The following is a 13562-nucleotide window of genomic DNA, read 5'->3' on the forward strand; positions in this document are numbered from 1 at the left end:
CGGAACGGTGGAAGCTGGCGCGCCGGGCGCCGTCGAGGGCATGCTGACCGGATGGGGGTACGCGTCGAGCACGCCGGGCCGGTGACCACGGTGATCCTGGACCGGCCGGAGGCGCGCAACGCCGTCGACGGGCCGACGGCCCGGGCCCTGGCCGACGCCTTCCGCGCCTTCGAGGCGGACCCGGACGCGGCCGTCGCCGTGCTCTGGGGCGCGGGCGGCACGTTCTGCGCCGGCGCCGACCTCAAGGCCATCGGCACGCCGCGCGGCAACCGGGTCGAGCCCGAGGGCGACGGCCCGATGGGCCCGACCCGGATGCGCCTGTCGAAGCCGGTGCTGGCCGCGATCTCCGGGTACGCCGTGGCCGGCGGCCTGGAACTGGCGCTCTGGTGCGATCTGCGGGTCGCCGAGTCGGACGCGACGCTCGGGGTGTTCTGCCGGCGCTGGGGCGTGCCGCTCATCGACGGCGGGACGGTGCGGCTGCCCCGGCTCATCGGCGAGAGCCGGGCCATGGACCTGATCCTCACCGGCCGCCCGGTCCCCGCCGATGAGGCGTACGCCATGGGCCTGGTGAACCGGCTGGTCGCGCCGGGCACGGCCCGGGCGGAGGCCGAGCGGCTGGCCGCCGAGATCGCCCGGCACCCGCGGACCTGCCTGCGCAACGACCGGGCGGCGGTGCTGGCGGGCGGCGGCCTGCCCGAGCCGGAGGCGCTGGCGACCGAACTCGCCTTCGGGATGGAGTCCCTGGTCACCGACGCCATGAAGGGCGCGGCCCGGTTCACGGCCGGCGCCGGCCGGCACGGCGCCGCCCCCGAGGACGACGCCGGGTCCGACGCGGCGGAGAAACCCGACCGACCGCCTAGGGGCGGGTCGGCCGCTCGACCGTGACCGGCCGGCCGTAGCCGGAGAACGCCATGGTCACCTGGGTGCTGGTCGGAGGTCCCACCTTGCCGTTCTTCCGGAAGACGAGCGTGACCTCGTAGGCCAGTTCGGCGATCCGGTCGTCGGCGCCGAGCGTCACGTCACCCACGATCTTCTCGCTGACGAGCGGGGCGTCGGCGTCGAAGCCGGTGGACTCGCCGGTGGGCTCGACGCTGAAGTGATAGGCCCGTTGCCCGGTCCGGGTGACAGTGGCGTCGTTCCTCTTCAACACCTGGAACAGCCCGTCCTGGTCCGACGAGGCACCGAGGGCACCTCCCATCGCCACGTCGAAGGGGAGGTACTTCCGCTCGCCCGGGTACCGCTTCCAGGGCAGCTTTCGGCGGCCGTCGGAGCCGCCGACGTAGTACACGCCGTCGACCAGCCGTTCCTCCGTGTAGCTCACGCCGTCCGGGTACGGCGTGCGCAGCCAGCCGTCGGCGCTTCTCGGGTCGAAGGCGCCCGTCGTGGTCTCCACCCAGTTCGGATCGACCCGGTTGGACCTGCGTACCGTGACCCGGTAGCTCGTGCTCTCACTCGCGGTGACGGCGGCGGCCAGTTCCATCCTCGGTGACGCGACCGCGGGTGCGGATGCCTGGGCCACGGCCGGCCGGTCCGGCGCCGGCCGGTGCACCAGGGTAGTCGCGCCGGCCGTGCTCAGCACGAGCACGGCGAGGGTGCCGCCGGCGACGGTCGCGGTCCGGCGTCGGCGCCCCCGGCGACCCCGCTCCAGAAGCGTCGCGGCCGGTGCCGCCGAGTGCGGCTCGCCGTCGACCAGGGCGTGCAGCCGGTCCGTGAGCCGTTCGTCGAGATCTGTCATCGCTGTCACCTGATCCCCGTGTAGGAGGGTTGCTGGAGGAGGTGGCGGAGCTTGCCGAGGGCCTTCGAGTGCTGGCTCTTGACCGTGCCGACGGTGCAGCCCAGCACCCGGGCCACCTCCCGCTCGGGCAGGTCCTCGTAGTGGCGCAGCACCACCACCGCGCGCTGCCTCGGTGGCAACGCGCGCAGCGCCCGACGCAGCGCGACGGCGTCGTGGTCCGGCTCGGTGGACGGGGCGGCCCGGTCGGGGACCTCGGCGACGAGGCTCTCCCGCCGGCGCCGCCGCCAGAACGAGGTGTGGTTGTTCACCAGCGCACGCCGGAGGTAGGCGTGCAGGTCGTCGCTCCGGGACAACCGGCGCCACCGCTCGTACATCCGGACCAGGCTGTCCTGGAGGAGTTCCTCGGCCCGCCACCGGTCGCCGGCCAGCAGCATGGCCAGCCGGATGTGGCGCCGCCAGGCCTCCTCCACGAAGGCCACGTACGAGGCGTCCGCCGTCGACAGTCGCGTTTTCTGGTCGGTCACGCCCCTACCACGCGGCCGCACCGGGAATGGTTGTCCGGGCGGTCACTTCAGGTTGCGCAGAGCGTCCTCGATGGCACGGTGGAAGGTCGGGTACGCGTAGATCATGTGCCGGAGCTGGCTGACCGGGACGGCCGCGTGCACCGCCACGACCAGCGCGGAGAGCACCTCGCCACCGGCCGGGCCGACCGAGGTGGCGCCGATCAGCACGCCCTGGTCGGCGTCGGCGACAAGCTTGATGAAGCCGGCGTTGCCGGTCTTGTGGATCCAGCCGCGGGTCGACGCGGTCAGGTCCGTGTAGCCGACCTGGACGTTGACGCCCCGCTCGCGCGCCTGGCGCTCGGTGAGGCCGACGGCGCCCACCTCGGGGTCGGTGAAGGTGACCCGGGGCAGCGCCCGGTAGTCGGCGACCGGGACGCTGCCCGGGGCGACGGTCGACCCGCCCGCGCTCATCGCCCCGCCGACCGCGCTGACCACGCCGGCCGCGCCGCCCACCACGCTCGCGGTGCCGCTGGCGTCCGGCCCGCCCTTCATACGCCGCATGCGGTCGAGCACGTCGGCGACGACGATGCCGGCCTGGTACATGGCGATGTGGGTGAACGCGCCCTCGCCGGTGAGGTCGCCGACCGCCCAGATCCCCTCGGCGGCGTGCATGCGCTCGTCGACCGGCAGGTAGCGCTGCGTGCAGTCGATGCCGACCGAGTCCAGGCCCAGCTCCTCCAGGTGCGCCTTGCGGCCGGTCACCACGAGCAGCTTCTCGCCGCTGAACTCGGCGCCGTCGGCGTGGACGGTGAAGGCGCTGCCGTCGTGGCTGACCCGCCGGGCCGCGAACCCGGTGTGGATCTCGACCCCGTCGGCCCGCAGCGCCCCGGCGGCGACCTCCGACGCCTCCGGCTCCTCCAGGGCGAGCACCCGGTCGGCCGCCTCGACCACTGTCACCCGGACGCCGAACCGGGCGAAGACCTGGGCCAGTTCCAGCCCGATGGCGCCGCCCCCCAGCACCAGCAGCGACTCCGGCAGCTCCTCGACCTCGATGGCCTGGTGGTTGGTCCAGTACGGGGTGCCGGCCAGGCCGTCGATCGGCGGGATCGAGGGCCGGGTGCCGGTGCCGAGGACGATCCCGTAGCGGGCCTCGAACGTCTGGTCGCCGACGCGTACCCGGTTCGGGCCGTCGAGCCGGCCGCTGCCCCGGAGGAACCGGCCGCCCTTGCCGGTGAACCGGTCCACGGCGACCTTGTCGTCCCAGGTGTCGGTGGCCTCCTCGCGGATACGGCGGGCGACCGGCGCCCAGTCGGGCCGTACCTCGGCGCTGCCGGCCAGCTCGTTGACCCGGTGCGCCTCGGCCAGCGCGTTCGCCGCCCGGATCATCATCTTGCTCGGGATGCAGCCCCAGTAGGGGCACTCGCCGCCGACCAGGTCCCGCTCGATGCCGACCACGGTGAGGCCGGCCTCGGCGAGCCGCCCGGCCACCTCCTCGCCGCCGACCCCGAGCCCGACAACGACCACATCCACCAGTTCCGGCTCCGCCATCCCGCCAGCATTCCGCACCGCCGGACCGGCGGCCACCTCGTCGGGCCGGAATTCCCGCGCCGGTAACCAGCCCGACCGCCTACCGTGGCCGGATGCTGGCACGCTTCGCCCCGGTCCGGGACTGCTTCCACGACCTCTTCGCCGCCGGCCGGGAGACCGGGGCCGCGCTGGCCGTCTGGTACGACGGCACGCCCGTGGTCGACCTGGTCGGCGGCACCCGCGCCGCCGTCCCGCCCGGTGCGGCCGTCCCGGCTGTCGGGGCGCAGGCGCCGTGGCGGCCGGACGCGCTGGTGAACGTCTACTCGGTGGGCAAGCCGGTGGTCGCGCTCTGCCTCCTGCTGCTTGTCGACCGGGGCCGGGTCGACCTCGACGCGCCCGTGTCGGCGTACTGGCCGGAGTTCCGCGCCCCGGCCACCGTGCGGCAGGTGCTCGACCACACCGCCGGGCTGCCCGCGTTCCCGGTGCCCCGGCCCGCCGCGGCGATCCCCGACTGGGGGTCGCTCTGCGCCGACCTGGCCGCCGCCGAACCCGAGTGGACGCCGGGCAGCGTCGCGGGCGAGCACGCCTGGACGTACGGGCACCTGGTCGGCGAGCTGGTCCGTCGGGTGGACGGGCGGCCGGTGGGGCGGTTCCTGGCCGAGGAGATCGCCGGACCGTGGGGCCTCGACCTCGCCTTCGGGCTGGGTGCGGCGGACCAGCGGCGCTGCGCCGACCTGTCGTACGCCGATCCGGACTGGCCGGTCCGGATGCTGGGCGAGCCGGGGTCGCTGCGCGCGCGGGCGTTGGGAAACCCGGCCGGCGGGCTGGATACGGCGGTGGTGAACAGCCCGCTCTGGCGGGCCGCCGAGTTCCCGGCGGTGAACCTGCACGCCACCGCGTCCGCCCTGGCCCGCCTCTACGCGGGCCTGCTGGCCGGCGGCACCCTCGACGGGGTACGCCGGTTCAGCCCGGAACTGGTCGCCGAGGCGACCCGGGTGCAGTACGACGGTCCGGACCTGGTGCTGGACCGGCCGGCGTCGTGGACGTTGGGCATGCAGTGGGAGCCGGACGGGAGCTGGGGCATGGGCGGGATCGGCGGCAGCAGCGCCTGGGCCGACCCGGAGCGCGGCTACACCTTCGCGTACGCGACCGCCCGGCTGGCCGACCACGACCGGGTGGAGGAGCTGGTGGACGCGCTGCACTCCTGCCTCTGACAGGAACCGGACTGATCAACAGGGGTGGCGACCCTGTCACGCTGCGTCAGCCGCCGCTACGCTCCGGTGCTCGTGGAGAACGAAGCGCCCGCGCCGGCGACCCGGCTCAAGGAGCACTCCGGGGTCGCCGCCAACCTGGTCTCGGCGGTGGCCGGGCTGGTCGCCCTGGTGCAGGCGGTCCGCTCCGACCCGCTGTGGATCGTGCTGGGCCTGGTCGCGCTGGCGGCGCTGGCGGCGTACCAGCTCTGGCGACGCCGCTGGCGGACGGCCGGGCTGGCCGCGGTGGCGCTGCTGGTCCTGGGCGTCGCCGGCTGGGCCCTCAACCAGGACCGGCGCGACGCCGCGCCCGCCGCCGCCACGACAACCCCCACGGGCCCGACGACCGCCCCCGCGGCGCCGGACCCCACCGCCGCCACCACCCCGGCGGGCGCCACCGGCGCGGCGGCCTCGGCCGGCGGGGCCGCGCCCGTGGTCTTCAGCGACGTGGTGCAGCTCGACAAGAAGACCGGGGTGGACGTGGACGGCGGCCGGCCCGTCAAGCGGTACGCGCAGGACGCGACGGTCGACCTCTACCTGGACTGGGGCTACATCCTCTACTCCAGCGCCCGGCACAGCGCCATGTACGACGACACCTCCGCCGGCCCGGAGGAGGGTGCCCAGGCCCGCTGCGCCACCTACCGCGAGGGCCGCCGCACGAGCGCCCCGCACCACTACGTCGGCGGCGGCCAGCAGTACTGCTTCACCACCTCGGAGGGGCGCCCGGGCTGGTTGCAGGTGGTGAACCAGGCGGGTGAGGGCGGCGCCCTGGTCAAGGTGACCGTCTGGCGGGAGTGAGCGGTCAGCGCAGCCAGACCGGCTCGGCGCCCGGCACCTTCAGCGGGGGCGGGTAGTCCAGCGCCGCGCGCGCCCGCTCGGGCAGCCGCCACGGCTGGTGGACCGCCTTCCCTCCGATCGAGGCCAGCTCCGGCACGTACCGGCGGACGTACGCGCCGTCGGGGTCGTAGCGTTCGGCCTGGCGGACCGGGTTGAAGCCGCGGTGCGGCCGGGCGTCGTTCCCGGTGCCGGCAACCCACTGCCAGTTGCCGGAGTTGTCGGCCACGTCGCCGTCGAGCAGCCAGCGGAAGAAGACCGCCACCCCGGACCGCCAGTCCAGCCGGAGGTGCCTGGTCAGGTAGCCGGCGGTGATCAGGCGGGCGCGATTGTGCATCCAGCCCTCGGCGCGCAGCTGCCGCATCCCGGCGTCCACGATCGGCATCCCGGTCCGACCCTCGGTCCAGGCGTCGAGCGCGTGCTTGTCGTACCGCCAGTCCTCCCGTGCCCCGCGCCGGTACGCCCGGGAGGAGAGGTCGGGGAACGCGGCGGTCACCTGGTGGTAGAAGTCCCGCCAGCAGAGCTGCCGGACGTAAGGCCCGTCCCGGTCACCGGCCCGGTTCGCCACTGCCAGCGGGGAGAGGCAGCCGAAGCGCAGGTAGGGGCTGAGCCGGGAGGTCTCGTCGCCGGCCATGTCGTCGTGGATGTCGTCGTACCGGCCCAGGGCGGGCAGCCACTCGGTGAGTTGGCGCCGGGCCACGCTCTCCCCGCCGACCATGGCGTCCGGCGAGTCGCCCCGGGGCGGGTCGGGCAGCCGGCCCGGATCGACGCCGTCGGGCAGCCGTACGCGCCTCGGCGCGGCCAGTTCCTCCCGCACCTTGGCCCCCTGCCAGGCCCGGAAGTACGGACTGAACACCTTGTAGTGGTCGCCACCCGCGGGCCGCAGGTCACCCGGCTCGACGATCGTGAGGCCGGGAAACAGCCGCAGGGACATCCGGTGCCTGTCGCACTCCTCGCGCAGCCGGCGCTCGCGCCGCCGGGCGTGGCGGCTCACGTCGGCGGAGAGGCCGATCCCCTCGGCGCCCACCGCGCGGGCCAGCCTGACCGTCTCGGCCACCGGGTCGCCGCGCCGGATCACGAGGTCGCCGCCGCGCTGCCGGAGCGCATCGCGCAGCTCGGCCAGGCTCTGGTGCAGGAACCGGGTGCGGTTCGGCGAGAGCCGTTGCAGCGCCGGGTCGAGCACGTGGAGCGGCACCACCCGGTCGAACGCCGAACACGCCGACGCCAGCGCCGGGTGATCGTGCACCCGCAGGTCGCGGGTGAGGAGCACGATCGCCGTGCGGTCGCTCACGCGACCAGGGCCGGCCGGAGGGCGGGGCCGGGAACCCGCACCGGCGCGCCGGCCGGGGTGAGCAGCGCCCGCGCGGCCACCGCCATCCGCCGCCGCCGGGGTACGAGGGCCCGTCGGGTGAACACGTCGAAGTCCTGGGCGGCCACCTCGTCGAGGATCCCGCCGTAGAGCGCGTACGCGGTGCGCATGCAGGCCTGCGAGGCGGGGGCGAGCAGCGGGATGCCGGGCGCGGCGGCCTCGTAGTGGGCCTGGGCGCGGGTCACCTCGTACTCGATCAGCTCGCGCAGCCGCGGGGTGGTGCGGCCGGCGGCCCGGGCGGCGAGCAGGTCCTCGCGGGTGACGTCGAACCTGGCCAGGTCCTCGTCGGGCAGGTAGGTCCGCCCCCGGTCCAGGTCCTCGGCCACGTCCCGGATGAAGTTGGTGAGCTGGAAGGCGAAGCCGAGCTGGCGGGCCGGCTCCCGGGCGGCGGCCGGGTCGGAGCTGCCCAGGATCGGCAGCATCATGGTGCCGATGACCGCGGCCGAGCCCTCCATGTAGTCGAGCAGGTCGTCGTACGTCGGGTAGGACGTCACGGTCAGGTCCATCGTCATGCTGCGCAGAAACGACGCGAAGTCGCCGCGGTCCAGGTCGAAGACGGCGATGGTGTGCAGCACCGCGGGAAGCAGGGGGTCGTCGACCGACGCACCGTGCAGGCCGGCGACGAAGCTCGCGGACCACTCGTCCAGCCGGGCGGCGCGCTCGGCCGGCGGCAGGTCCTCGGTGCGGTCGACGATCTCGTCGGCGTATCGCGTGAAGCCGTACAGGGCGTGCACATGCCGCCGTTTCCAGGCGGGGAGCAGCCGGGTGGCGAGATAGTAGGTACGGCCGTGACGCCGGTGCAGCTCGCGGCAACGCTCATAGGCAGCGGTGAGATCGGTGTCCACCGGCCCTCCTCGAATTCGACGCAGCAATCGACGCAACTCGCAACTCTAGGGTACGCTCGCCCGCATGGCCAACGACGCAGTTGCGGACAGTTCGCTCCGGGTGGTCGCGCCGGCTCAGCCCGGAACGCCGGACGATCCGGTCCGCGGTGTGCTGGCCGCCTTCACGAACGACCTGGTGAACGGCGTCGACGAGACCCTCGCGGCGTTCCTGGCCACCGAGGTCGACTCGCTGGCCGAGATCGACGCGGCGATGGGCGGGTTCGCCGCGACGGCCCGCGACTGTGTGCTGGCCGGCGGCAAGCGGGTCCGGCCGACCTTCGCGTACTGGGGCTGGCGCGGGCTGACCGGCGGCGACGCGCCGCTGCCCTCGGTGCTGCCGGCGCTCGCCGCGCTGGAACTGCTGCACACGTTCGCGTTGGTGCACGACGACGTGATGGACGCCTCCGACACCCGGCGCGGCCGGCCGACAGCGCACCGCGCCGCCGCCGCACGGCACCGGGCGGCCGGGCACACCGGCGACCCGGAACGGTACGGCGAGGCGGTCGCCGTGCTCATCGGCGACCTCTGCCTGGTCTGGGCCGACCGGCTGATGGCGCACGCGACCGTGCCGCCGGGCCGGATGCTCGACGTGCGCCGCTGCTACGACCAGATGCGGGTGGAGACCGTCGCCGGCCAGTTCCTCGACGTGCTCGGCGAGCACGACGCCGCGCACTGGTCGGTGGACCGCGCGCTGCGGGTGGCCCGCTACAAGACCGCCGGCTACACCGTCCAGCGGCCGCTGCTCTTCGGCGCCGCCCTGGCCGGCGCCGAGGCGGACGCCCCGCTGATCGCCGCCTATACCCGTTACGGGCTGGCCGTCGGCGAGGCGTTCCAGCTGCGGGACGACCTGCTCGGTGTCTACGGCGACCCGGCGACCACCGGCAAGCCGGCCGGTGACGACCTGCGGACCGGCAAGCCCACCGTGCTGCTGACCCTGGCCCGGCAGCTGGCCGACCCGGCCCAGCGCCGCGCCCTGGAACGGGCCGGCACGGTCACCGAGGCGCACGAGGTGGCGCGCCTGGCCGACGTGGTCCGGGAGACCGGTGCGGTGGCCCGGGTCGAGCGGATGATCGCCGACCGGGTGACCGAGGCGCAGGCCGCGCTGGACACCGCGCCGATCGACGGCACCGCGCGGACCGCGCTGACGGGCCTCGCCACGGCCGCCACCACGCGGCGGGCATGATGGGCAACTTCGCGAACAAGGGGGCTGGGATGCGCACCGTGAGCGGGCGTACCGACCGGGTGGTGGTCGTCGGCGCCGGGCTGGGCGGGCTGGCCTGCGCGCTGCACCTGGCCGGCAGCGGCCGGCAGGTGACCGTGCTGGAACGCGAGCCGGTGCCGGGCGGGCGCGCCGGCCGGCTCGGCGTCGACGGATACGAGTTCGACACCGGCCCGACAGTGCTCACCATGCCCGACCTGATCGCCGAGGCGCTCGGCGCGGTGGGCGAGGACCTGGACGACTGGCTCGACCTGACCCCGCTCGACCCGGCCTACCGGGCCTACTACCCGGACGGGTCGACGCTCGACGTCATCACCGACACCACCCGGATGGCCGCCGAGATCGCCCGGGTCTGCGGGCCCCGCGAGGCGGACGGCTACCTGCGCTTCGTCGACTACGCGCGGGACCTGTGGCGCTGGGAGCGGGCGGACTTCATCGAGCGCAACCTGGACGCTCCCACCGACCTGCTCACCGGCAACCTGCTCCGGTTGCTCGCCAACGGCGCCTTCCGGCGGCTCCAGACGAAGATCAACCAGTTCTTCCGCGACCCGCGTACCCAGCGGATCTTCTCCTTCCAGGCCATGTACGCCGGCCTCGCACCGCACGACGCGCTGGCCATCTACGCGGTCATCGCGTACCTCGACTCGGTGGCCGGGGTGTGCTTTCCGCGCGGCGGCATCCACGCGGTCTCCCGCGGCATGGCCGGCGCGGCGGAGAAGCACGGCGTGCAGATCCGGTACGGCACCACGGTGACCCGGGTCGAGACCGCGCACGGCCGGGCCACCGGCGTGGTCACCGCCGACGGCGAGTTCGTCCCGGCGGACGTCGTGGTGCTCAACCCCGACCTGCCGGTCGCCTACCGCGACCTGCTGCCGGAGAGCCGGCAGCGCCGGCTCACCTACTCGCCCTCCTGCGTGGTGCTGCACGTCGGTTCGACGCAGGGCTACCGCAGGATCGCTCACCACAACATCCACTTCGGACGGGCCTGGAAGGGCACGTTCGACGAGGTGATCCGCCGCGGTGAGCTGATGACCGACCCGTCGCTGCTGGTGACGAACCCGAGCCGCACCGACCCGTCGGTGGCGCCGGCCGGGCGGCACACCTACTACGTGCTCGCCCCGGTGCCCAACCTCCACCGGGCGCCCTTCGACTGGCCCGGTGACCTGACCCACCGCTACGCCGACCAGCTCGTGGCGACCCTGGAGGAGCGCGGCTACGTCGGCTTCGGCGACGGCATCGAGGTGCTGCGCGCGGTGACACCGGCCGACTGGGAGGCGCAGGGCATGGCCGCCGGCACCCCGTTCGCCGCCGCGCACAGCCTCTTCCAGACCGGCCCGTTCCGCCCCTCGAACCTGCACGGGACGCTCGGCAACGTGGTCTTCGTCGGCTCCGGCACCCAACCCGGGGTGGGCGTGCCGATGGTCCTGATCAGCGGCAAGCTCGCCGCCTCGCGGATCACCGGGACCATGTCATGACGGCCCGGGAGAAGCATCTGGTCGAGCTGGTCGACGACGGCGGGCACGTGCTCGGCGAGACCACCGTGGCCACCGCCCACCAGCCGCCCGGCCGGCTGCACCGGGCGTTCTCGGTGCTGCTGGTCGACCCGCGGGGGCGGATCCTGCTCCAGCAGCGAGCCGCCGTGAAGACCCGGTTCCCGCTGCGCTGGGCCAACGCCTGCTGCGGCCACCCCCTGCCCGGGCAGTCGCTGGTCGAGGCCGCCAACCGCCGGCTCGCCGAGGAACTCGGCGTCGAGCCTGTCGACCTCACCGAGGTCGGGGTCTACGTCTACTACGCCGAGGACCCGGACACCGGCCGGGTCGAATTCGAGTACGACCACGTGCTGCGCGCCGACGTGCCGGCCGACCTGCCCGTCCGGCCCGACCCGGACGAGGTGGCCACCCTGCGCTGGGTCGACCCGCACGAGCTGGAGCAGGAGCTGGACGCCGACCCCCGCGCGTACGCGCCCTGGCTCGGCGGGGTGGTGAACCGGCTGCTGCGGCCGGCCCGTCCCGCCGTCGACGCGGCCCGGGCGGGCGCGCCGGCCGACGAGGTACCGGAGCGGTCGGGTGGCGGATGAGGCGCTGAGCGCGGGGGCCGTCGCGCGCCGGCTAGGGGTCGCGGTCACCACGCTGCGCACCTGGCACCAGCGCTACGGCCTCGGCCCCGGCGAGCACGTGCCGGGACACCACCGGCGCTACACACCTGCCGACCTCGCGCGCCTGGAGATCATGCGGCGGCTCACCGCGGAGGGGGTCGCTCCCGCCGAGGCCGCCCGCTGGGCCCGGCAGGCGCCGGCCGTCCTGCCCGCCGAGCAGCTCGGGCCGAAGCGACGGGACCCGGCGGTCCGGGACGGCGGCGGGACGACCATCCCGGTCGGCCGGGCCGGACCGGTGGCCCGTGGCATGGCCCGCGCCGCCATGCGGCTGGACTCGGTGGCGATCGGCGAGACCGTCGCGCACGCCCTCGCCACCGACGGCGTGGTACGGACCTGGGACGGGCTGCTCCGGCCGGTGCTCGCCGGCATCGGCGAACGGCACGCCACCACCGGCGGGCTCGTCGAGGTGGAGCACCTGGTCTCCCGGTGCGTCTCCGAGGCGTTCGCGGCCATGGCCCGCTCGCACGCCATCGCCGGCCCGGCTCGGATCCTGCTCTCCTGCGCCGACGAGGAGCAGCACACGCTGCCCCTGGAGGCGCTGGCCGCCGCCCTGGCCGAGGCCGGGGTGGGCTACCGGATGCTGGGCGCGCGGGTGCCGGTGGCCGCCCTGCTCGAGGCCGTCAGCCGGACGGGCCCGGCGGCCGTGGTGCTCTGGTCGCACACCCGGGCCACGGCCGACCCGGACCAGCTCACCGCGGTGCTCGCCGCCCCGCGCCGGCCGCTGCTGGTGCTCGCCGCCGGGCCCGGCTGGCGGTCCGACACCCTCCCAGCCGGGGTGGTCCGGCCGGTGGACCTCGCGGAGGCGCTGTCGCTGGCCGTGGCGGTACGGGACTCCCTGGGCCAGTCGACGACAGGCTGAGGGGCCCTCCCCATTCGGCGCGGCGTCCACTACGGTCGGAAAGTCCCCCGACCCGACCCCCTCTCGGGAGCGACGATGCGTCCACGCACCGTGCTGGCGTTCGCCCTCGGCCTGATGCTCCTCCTGGCCGGCTGCGGCGAGCCCGGCAAGACCCCGACCCAGGCCGGCGCCCCGCCGACCGCCTCGGCGGTCCCGACGCCGCCGAAGACGCCGACCCCGCGGCCCAGCCCGAGCCGCACCACCCCGCCGAAGCCGAAGCTGCGCCCGCTGCCGAAGACCCTGCCCGCCGGGCTGCACCGCAGCAGCGGCGACCGGGGCGTCGCGCTGACCTTCGACGACGGGCCGGACCCCCGGTACACCCCGCAGATCCTCGACCAGCTCCGGGCGGCCCACGTCACGGCGACCTTCTGCCTGGTCGGCAAGCAGGCCCGGCGCTACCCGCAACTGGTGGCGCGGATCGTCCGCGAGGGTCACCAGCTCTGCAACCACAGCTGGCGGCACGACATGAACCTCGGCCGGCGGCCACTCGCCGAGATCCGGGCCGACCTGGTCCGCACCAACCAGGCCATCCGGGCGGCCGCGCCGCACGCGCCGATCACCTGGTTCCGCCAGCCCGGCGGCCGGTGGACGGCCGAGGAGCTGACAGTGGCCCGCCAGCTCGGCATGCGCCCCCTGCACTGGAGCGTCGACCCGCAGGACTGGGACCACCCGCCGGCGGGAACGATCATCAAACGGGTGACGGCGGCGACCCACCACGGCTCGATCGTGCTGATGCACGACGCGGGCGGCGACCGGACCCAGACGATGGCCGCCTGCCGGCGCCTGATTCCCGACCTCAAGCGGCGGTACGGGATCTCCCGGCTCCGGTGACACCGCGCCTGACCTGCGGTTTTACCCGGCGGTGTGCGGGTGGCCATACCGGTTTGGCCGACCCAGGAGGCATGGCATATGCTTCTCATGCCTCCGGCGGGGCCGGATGGGAGCAAGTCCGCTTGAAGTTGCGAGTGTGCAATGATGGCGGGGCCGCCCTCATCGTCTAGCGGCCCAGGACGCCGCCCTTTCAAGGCGGTAGCACGGGTTCGAATCCCGTTGGGGGCACGGTCCGGCTCACGCCGGATGCAACACCAGCCAGGTCCTGTGGAGCAGTTGGAGTGCTCGCCGCCCTGTCAAGGCGGAGGTCGCGGGTTCAAGTCCCGTCAGGACCGCAAGCGCTGACGCCGCGCCCTT

The 13562-nt window shown here is 74.8% G+C and carries 12 protein-coding genes, 2 tRNA genes and 1 pseudogene; 10 read left to right on the forward strand and 5 right to left on the reverse strand.

Annotation, left to right across the window (positions count from 1 at the left end; all coding sequences use genetic code 11):
• Positions 1-51: 51 nt before the first annotated feature.
• A pseudogene (locus GA0070603_RS18645) lies at positions 52-804 on the forward strand (crotonase/enoyl-CoA hydratase family protein); the annotation flags it as partial.
• Between the two features lie 52 nt (positions 805-856).
• On the opposite strand, the gene GA0070603_RS18650 reads toward GA0070603_RS18645, so the two are convergent.
• Genes GA0070603_RS18650 through GA0070603_RS18660 form a run of 3 tightly spaced genes read right to left on the reverse strand, consistent with a single transcriptional unit; the run spans position 857 to position 3786 of the window.
• A complete protein-coding gene (locus GA0070603_RS18650) occupies positions 857-1735 on the reverse strand; it encodes a hypothetical protein (RefSeq protein ID WP_091315682.1) in 879 nt (292 codons plus the stop codon).
• Between the two features lie 5 nt (positions 1736-1740).
• Complete coding sequence (locus GA0070603_RS18655) at positions 1741-2259, reverse strand: SigE family RNA polymerase sigma factor (RefSeq protein ID WP_244282555.1); 519 nt, start codon at positions 2257-2259, stop codon at positions 1741-1743.
• A 42-nt stretch (positions 2260-2301) separates the two neighbouring features.
• Positions 2302-3786 carry a dihydrolipoyl dehydrogenase family protein gene (locus tag GA0070603_RS18660; RefSeq protein WP_091315685.1) on the reverse strand — a complete coding sequence of 495 codons (1485 nt, stop codon included), beginning with the start codon at positions 3784-3786 and terminating at the stop codon, positions 2302-2304.
• 92 nt (positions 3787-3878) lie between these two features.
• Between GA0070603_RS18660 and GA0070603_RS18665 the strand changes: the two genes are divergently transcribed.
• Both GA0070603_RS18665 and GA0070603_RS31535 read left to right on the forward strand, forming a co-directional pair.
• Positions 3879-4979, forward strand: coding sequence for a serine hydrolase domain-containing protein (locus GA0070603_RS18665; RefSeq protein ID WP_091315688.1), 1101 nt, complete (start codon positions 3879-3881; stop codon positions 4977-4979).
• Positions 4980-5051: 72 nt separating this feature from the next.
• Complete coding sequence (locus tag GA0070603_RS31535) at positions 5052-5813, forward strand: hypothetical protein (protein WP_167544559.1); 762 nt, start codon at positions 5052-5054, stop codon at positions 5811-5813.
• 4 nt (positions 5814-5817) lie between these two features.
• Here GA0070603_RS31535 and GA0070603_RS18675 read toward each other — a convergent pair whose 3' ends face one another.
• Both GA0070603_RS18675 and GA0070603_RS18680 read right to left on the reverse strand, forming a co-directional pair.
• Positions 5818-7140: a cryptochrome/photolyase family protein gene (locus GA0070603_RS18675; protein ID WP_091315694.1), complete on the reverse strand. Its 1323-nt coding sequence runs from the start codon at positions 7138-7140 to the stop codon at positions 5818-5820.
• Complete coding sequence (locus GA0070603_RS18680) at positions 7137-8063, reverse strand: phytoene/squalene synthase family protein (RefSeq protein ID WP_091315698.1); 927 nt, start codon at positions 8061-8063, stop codon at positions 7137-7139. The genes GA0070603_RS18675 and GA0070603_RS18680 overlap by 4 nt, the downstream gene beginning before the upstream one ends.
• Positions 8064-8127: 64 nt before the next feature.
• On the opposite strand from GA0070603_RS18680, the gene GA0070603_RS18685 reads away from it, so the two are divergent.
• The 7 genes from GA0070603_RS18685 to GA0070603_RS18715 all read left to right on the forward strand — a co-directional run bounded on the left by GA0070603_RS18685 (position 8128) and on the right by GA0070603_RS18715 (position 13540).
• A complete protein-coding gene (locus GA0070603_RS18685; protein ID WP_091315701.1) occupies positions 8128-9285 on the forward strand; it encodes a polyprenyl synthetase family protein in 1158 nt (385 codons plus the stop codon).
• A 29-nt stretch (positions 9286-9314) separates the two neighbouring features.
• Positions 9315-10796 carry a phytoene desaturase family protein gene (crtI, locus tag GA0070603_RS18690; RefSeq protein WP_208862911.1) on the forward strand — a complete coding sequence of 494 codons (1482 nt, stop codon included), beginning with the start codon at positions 9315-9317 and terminating at the stop codon, positions 10794-10796.
• Positions 10793-11398 carry an isopentenyl-diphosphate Delta-isomerase gene (idi, locus tag GA0070603_RS18695; RefSeq protein WP_091315708.1) on the forward strand — a complete coding sequence of 202 codons (606 nt, stop codon included), beginning with the start codon at positions 10793-10795 and terminating at the stop codon, positions 11396-11398. Before crtI ends, idi begins: the two co-directional genes overlap by 4 nt.
• Positions 11388-12335 carry a MerR family transcriptional regulator gene (locus GA0070603_RS18700; RefSeq protein WP_091315709.1) on the forward strand — a complete coding sequence of 316 codons (948 nt, stop codon included), beginning with the start codon at positions 11388-11390 and terminating at the stop codon, positions 12333-12335. The genes idi and GA0070603_RS18700 overlap by 11 nt, the downstream gene beginning before the upstream one ends.
• Before the next feature lie 75 nt (positions 12336-12410).
• Positions 12411-13205, forward strand: coding sequence for a polysaccharide deacetylase family protein (locus tag GA0070603_RS18705; protein ID WP_091315712.1), 795 nt, complete (start codon positions 12411-12413; stop codon positions 13203-13205).
• 155 nt (positions 13206-13360) lie between these two features.
• Positions 13361-13433 (forward strand) — tRNA-Glu (locus GA0070603_RS18710).
• A 33-nt stretch (positions 13434-13466) separates the two neighbouring features.
• A tRNA-Asp gene (locus GA0070603_RS18715) sits at positions 13467-13540 on the forward strand.
• Positions 13541-13562: the final 22 nt, after the last annotated feature.

Origin of the sequence: Micromonospora chersina, assembly GCF_900091475.1 — a bacterium.
GTDB lineage: Bacteria > Actinomycetota > Actinomycetes > Mycobacteriales > Micromonosporaceae > Micromonospora > Micromonospora chersina.

Excerpts from the sequence above, each read along its gene's own strand:
- GA0070603_RS18665 (WP_091315688.1), top strand. The coding sequence starts at position 3,879 with ATGCTGGCACGCTTCGCCCCGGTCCGGGACTGCTTCCACGACCTCTTC.
- idi (WP_091315708.1), top strand. The coding sequence starts at position 10,793 with ATGACGGCCCGGGAGAAGCATCTGGTCGAGCTGGTCGACGACGGCGGG.
- GA0070603_RS18650 (WP_091315682.1), bottom strand. The coding sequence starts at position 1,735 with ATGACAGATCTCGACGAACGGCTCACGGACCGGCTGCACGCCCTGGTC.
- GA0070603_RS18705 (WP_091315712.1), top strand. The coding sequence starts at position 12,411 with ATGCGTCCACGCACCGTGCTGGCGTTCGCCCTCGGCCTGATGCTCCTC.
- crtI (WP_208862911.1), top strand. The coding sequence starts at position 9,315 with ATGCGCACCGTGAGCGGGCGTACCGACCGGGTGGTGGTCGTCGGCGCC.
- GA0070603_RS18685 (WP_091315701.1), top strand. The coding sequence starts at position 8,128 with ATGGCCAACGACGCAGTTGCGGACAGTTCGCTCCGGGTGGTCGCGCCG.
- GA0070603_RS18660 (WP_091315685.1), bottom strand. The coding sequence starts at position 3,786 with ATGGCGGAGCCGGAACTGGTGGATGTGGTCGTTGTCGGGCTCGGGGTC.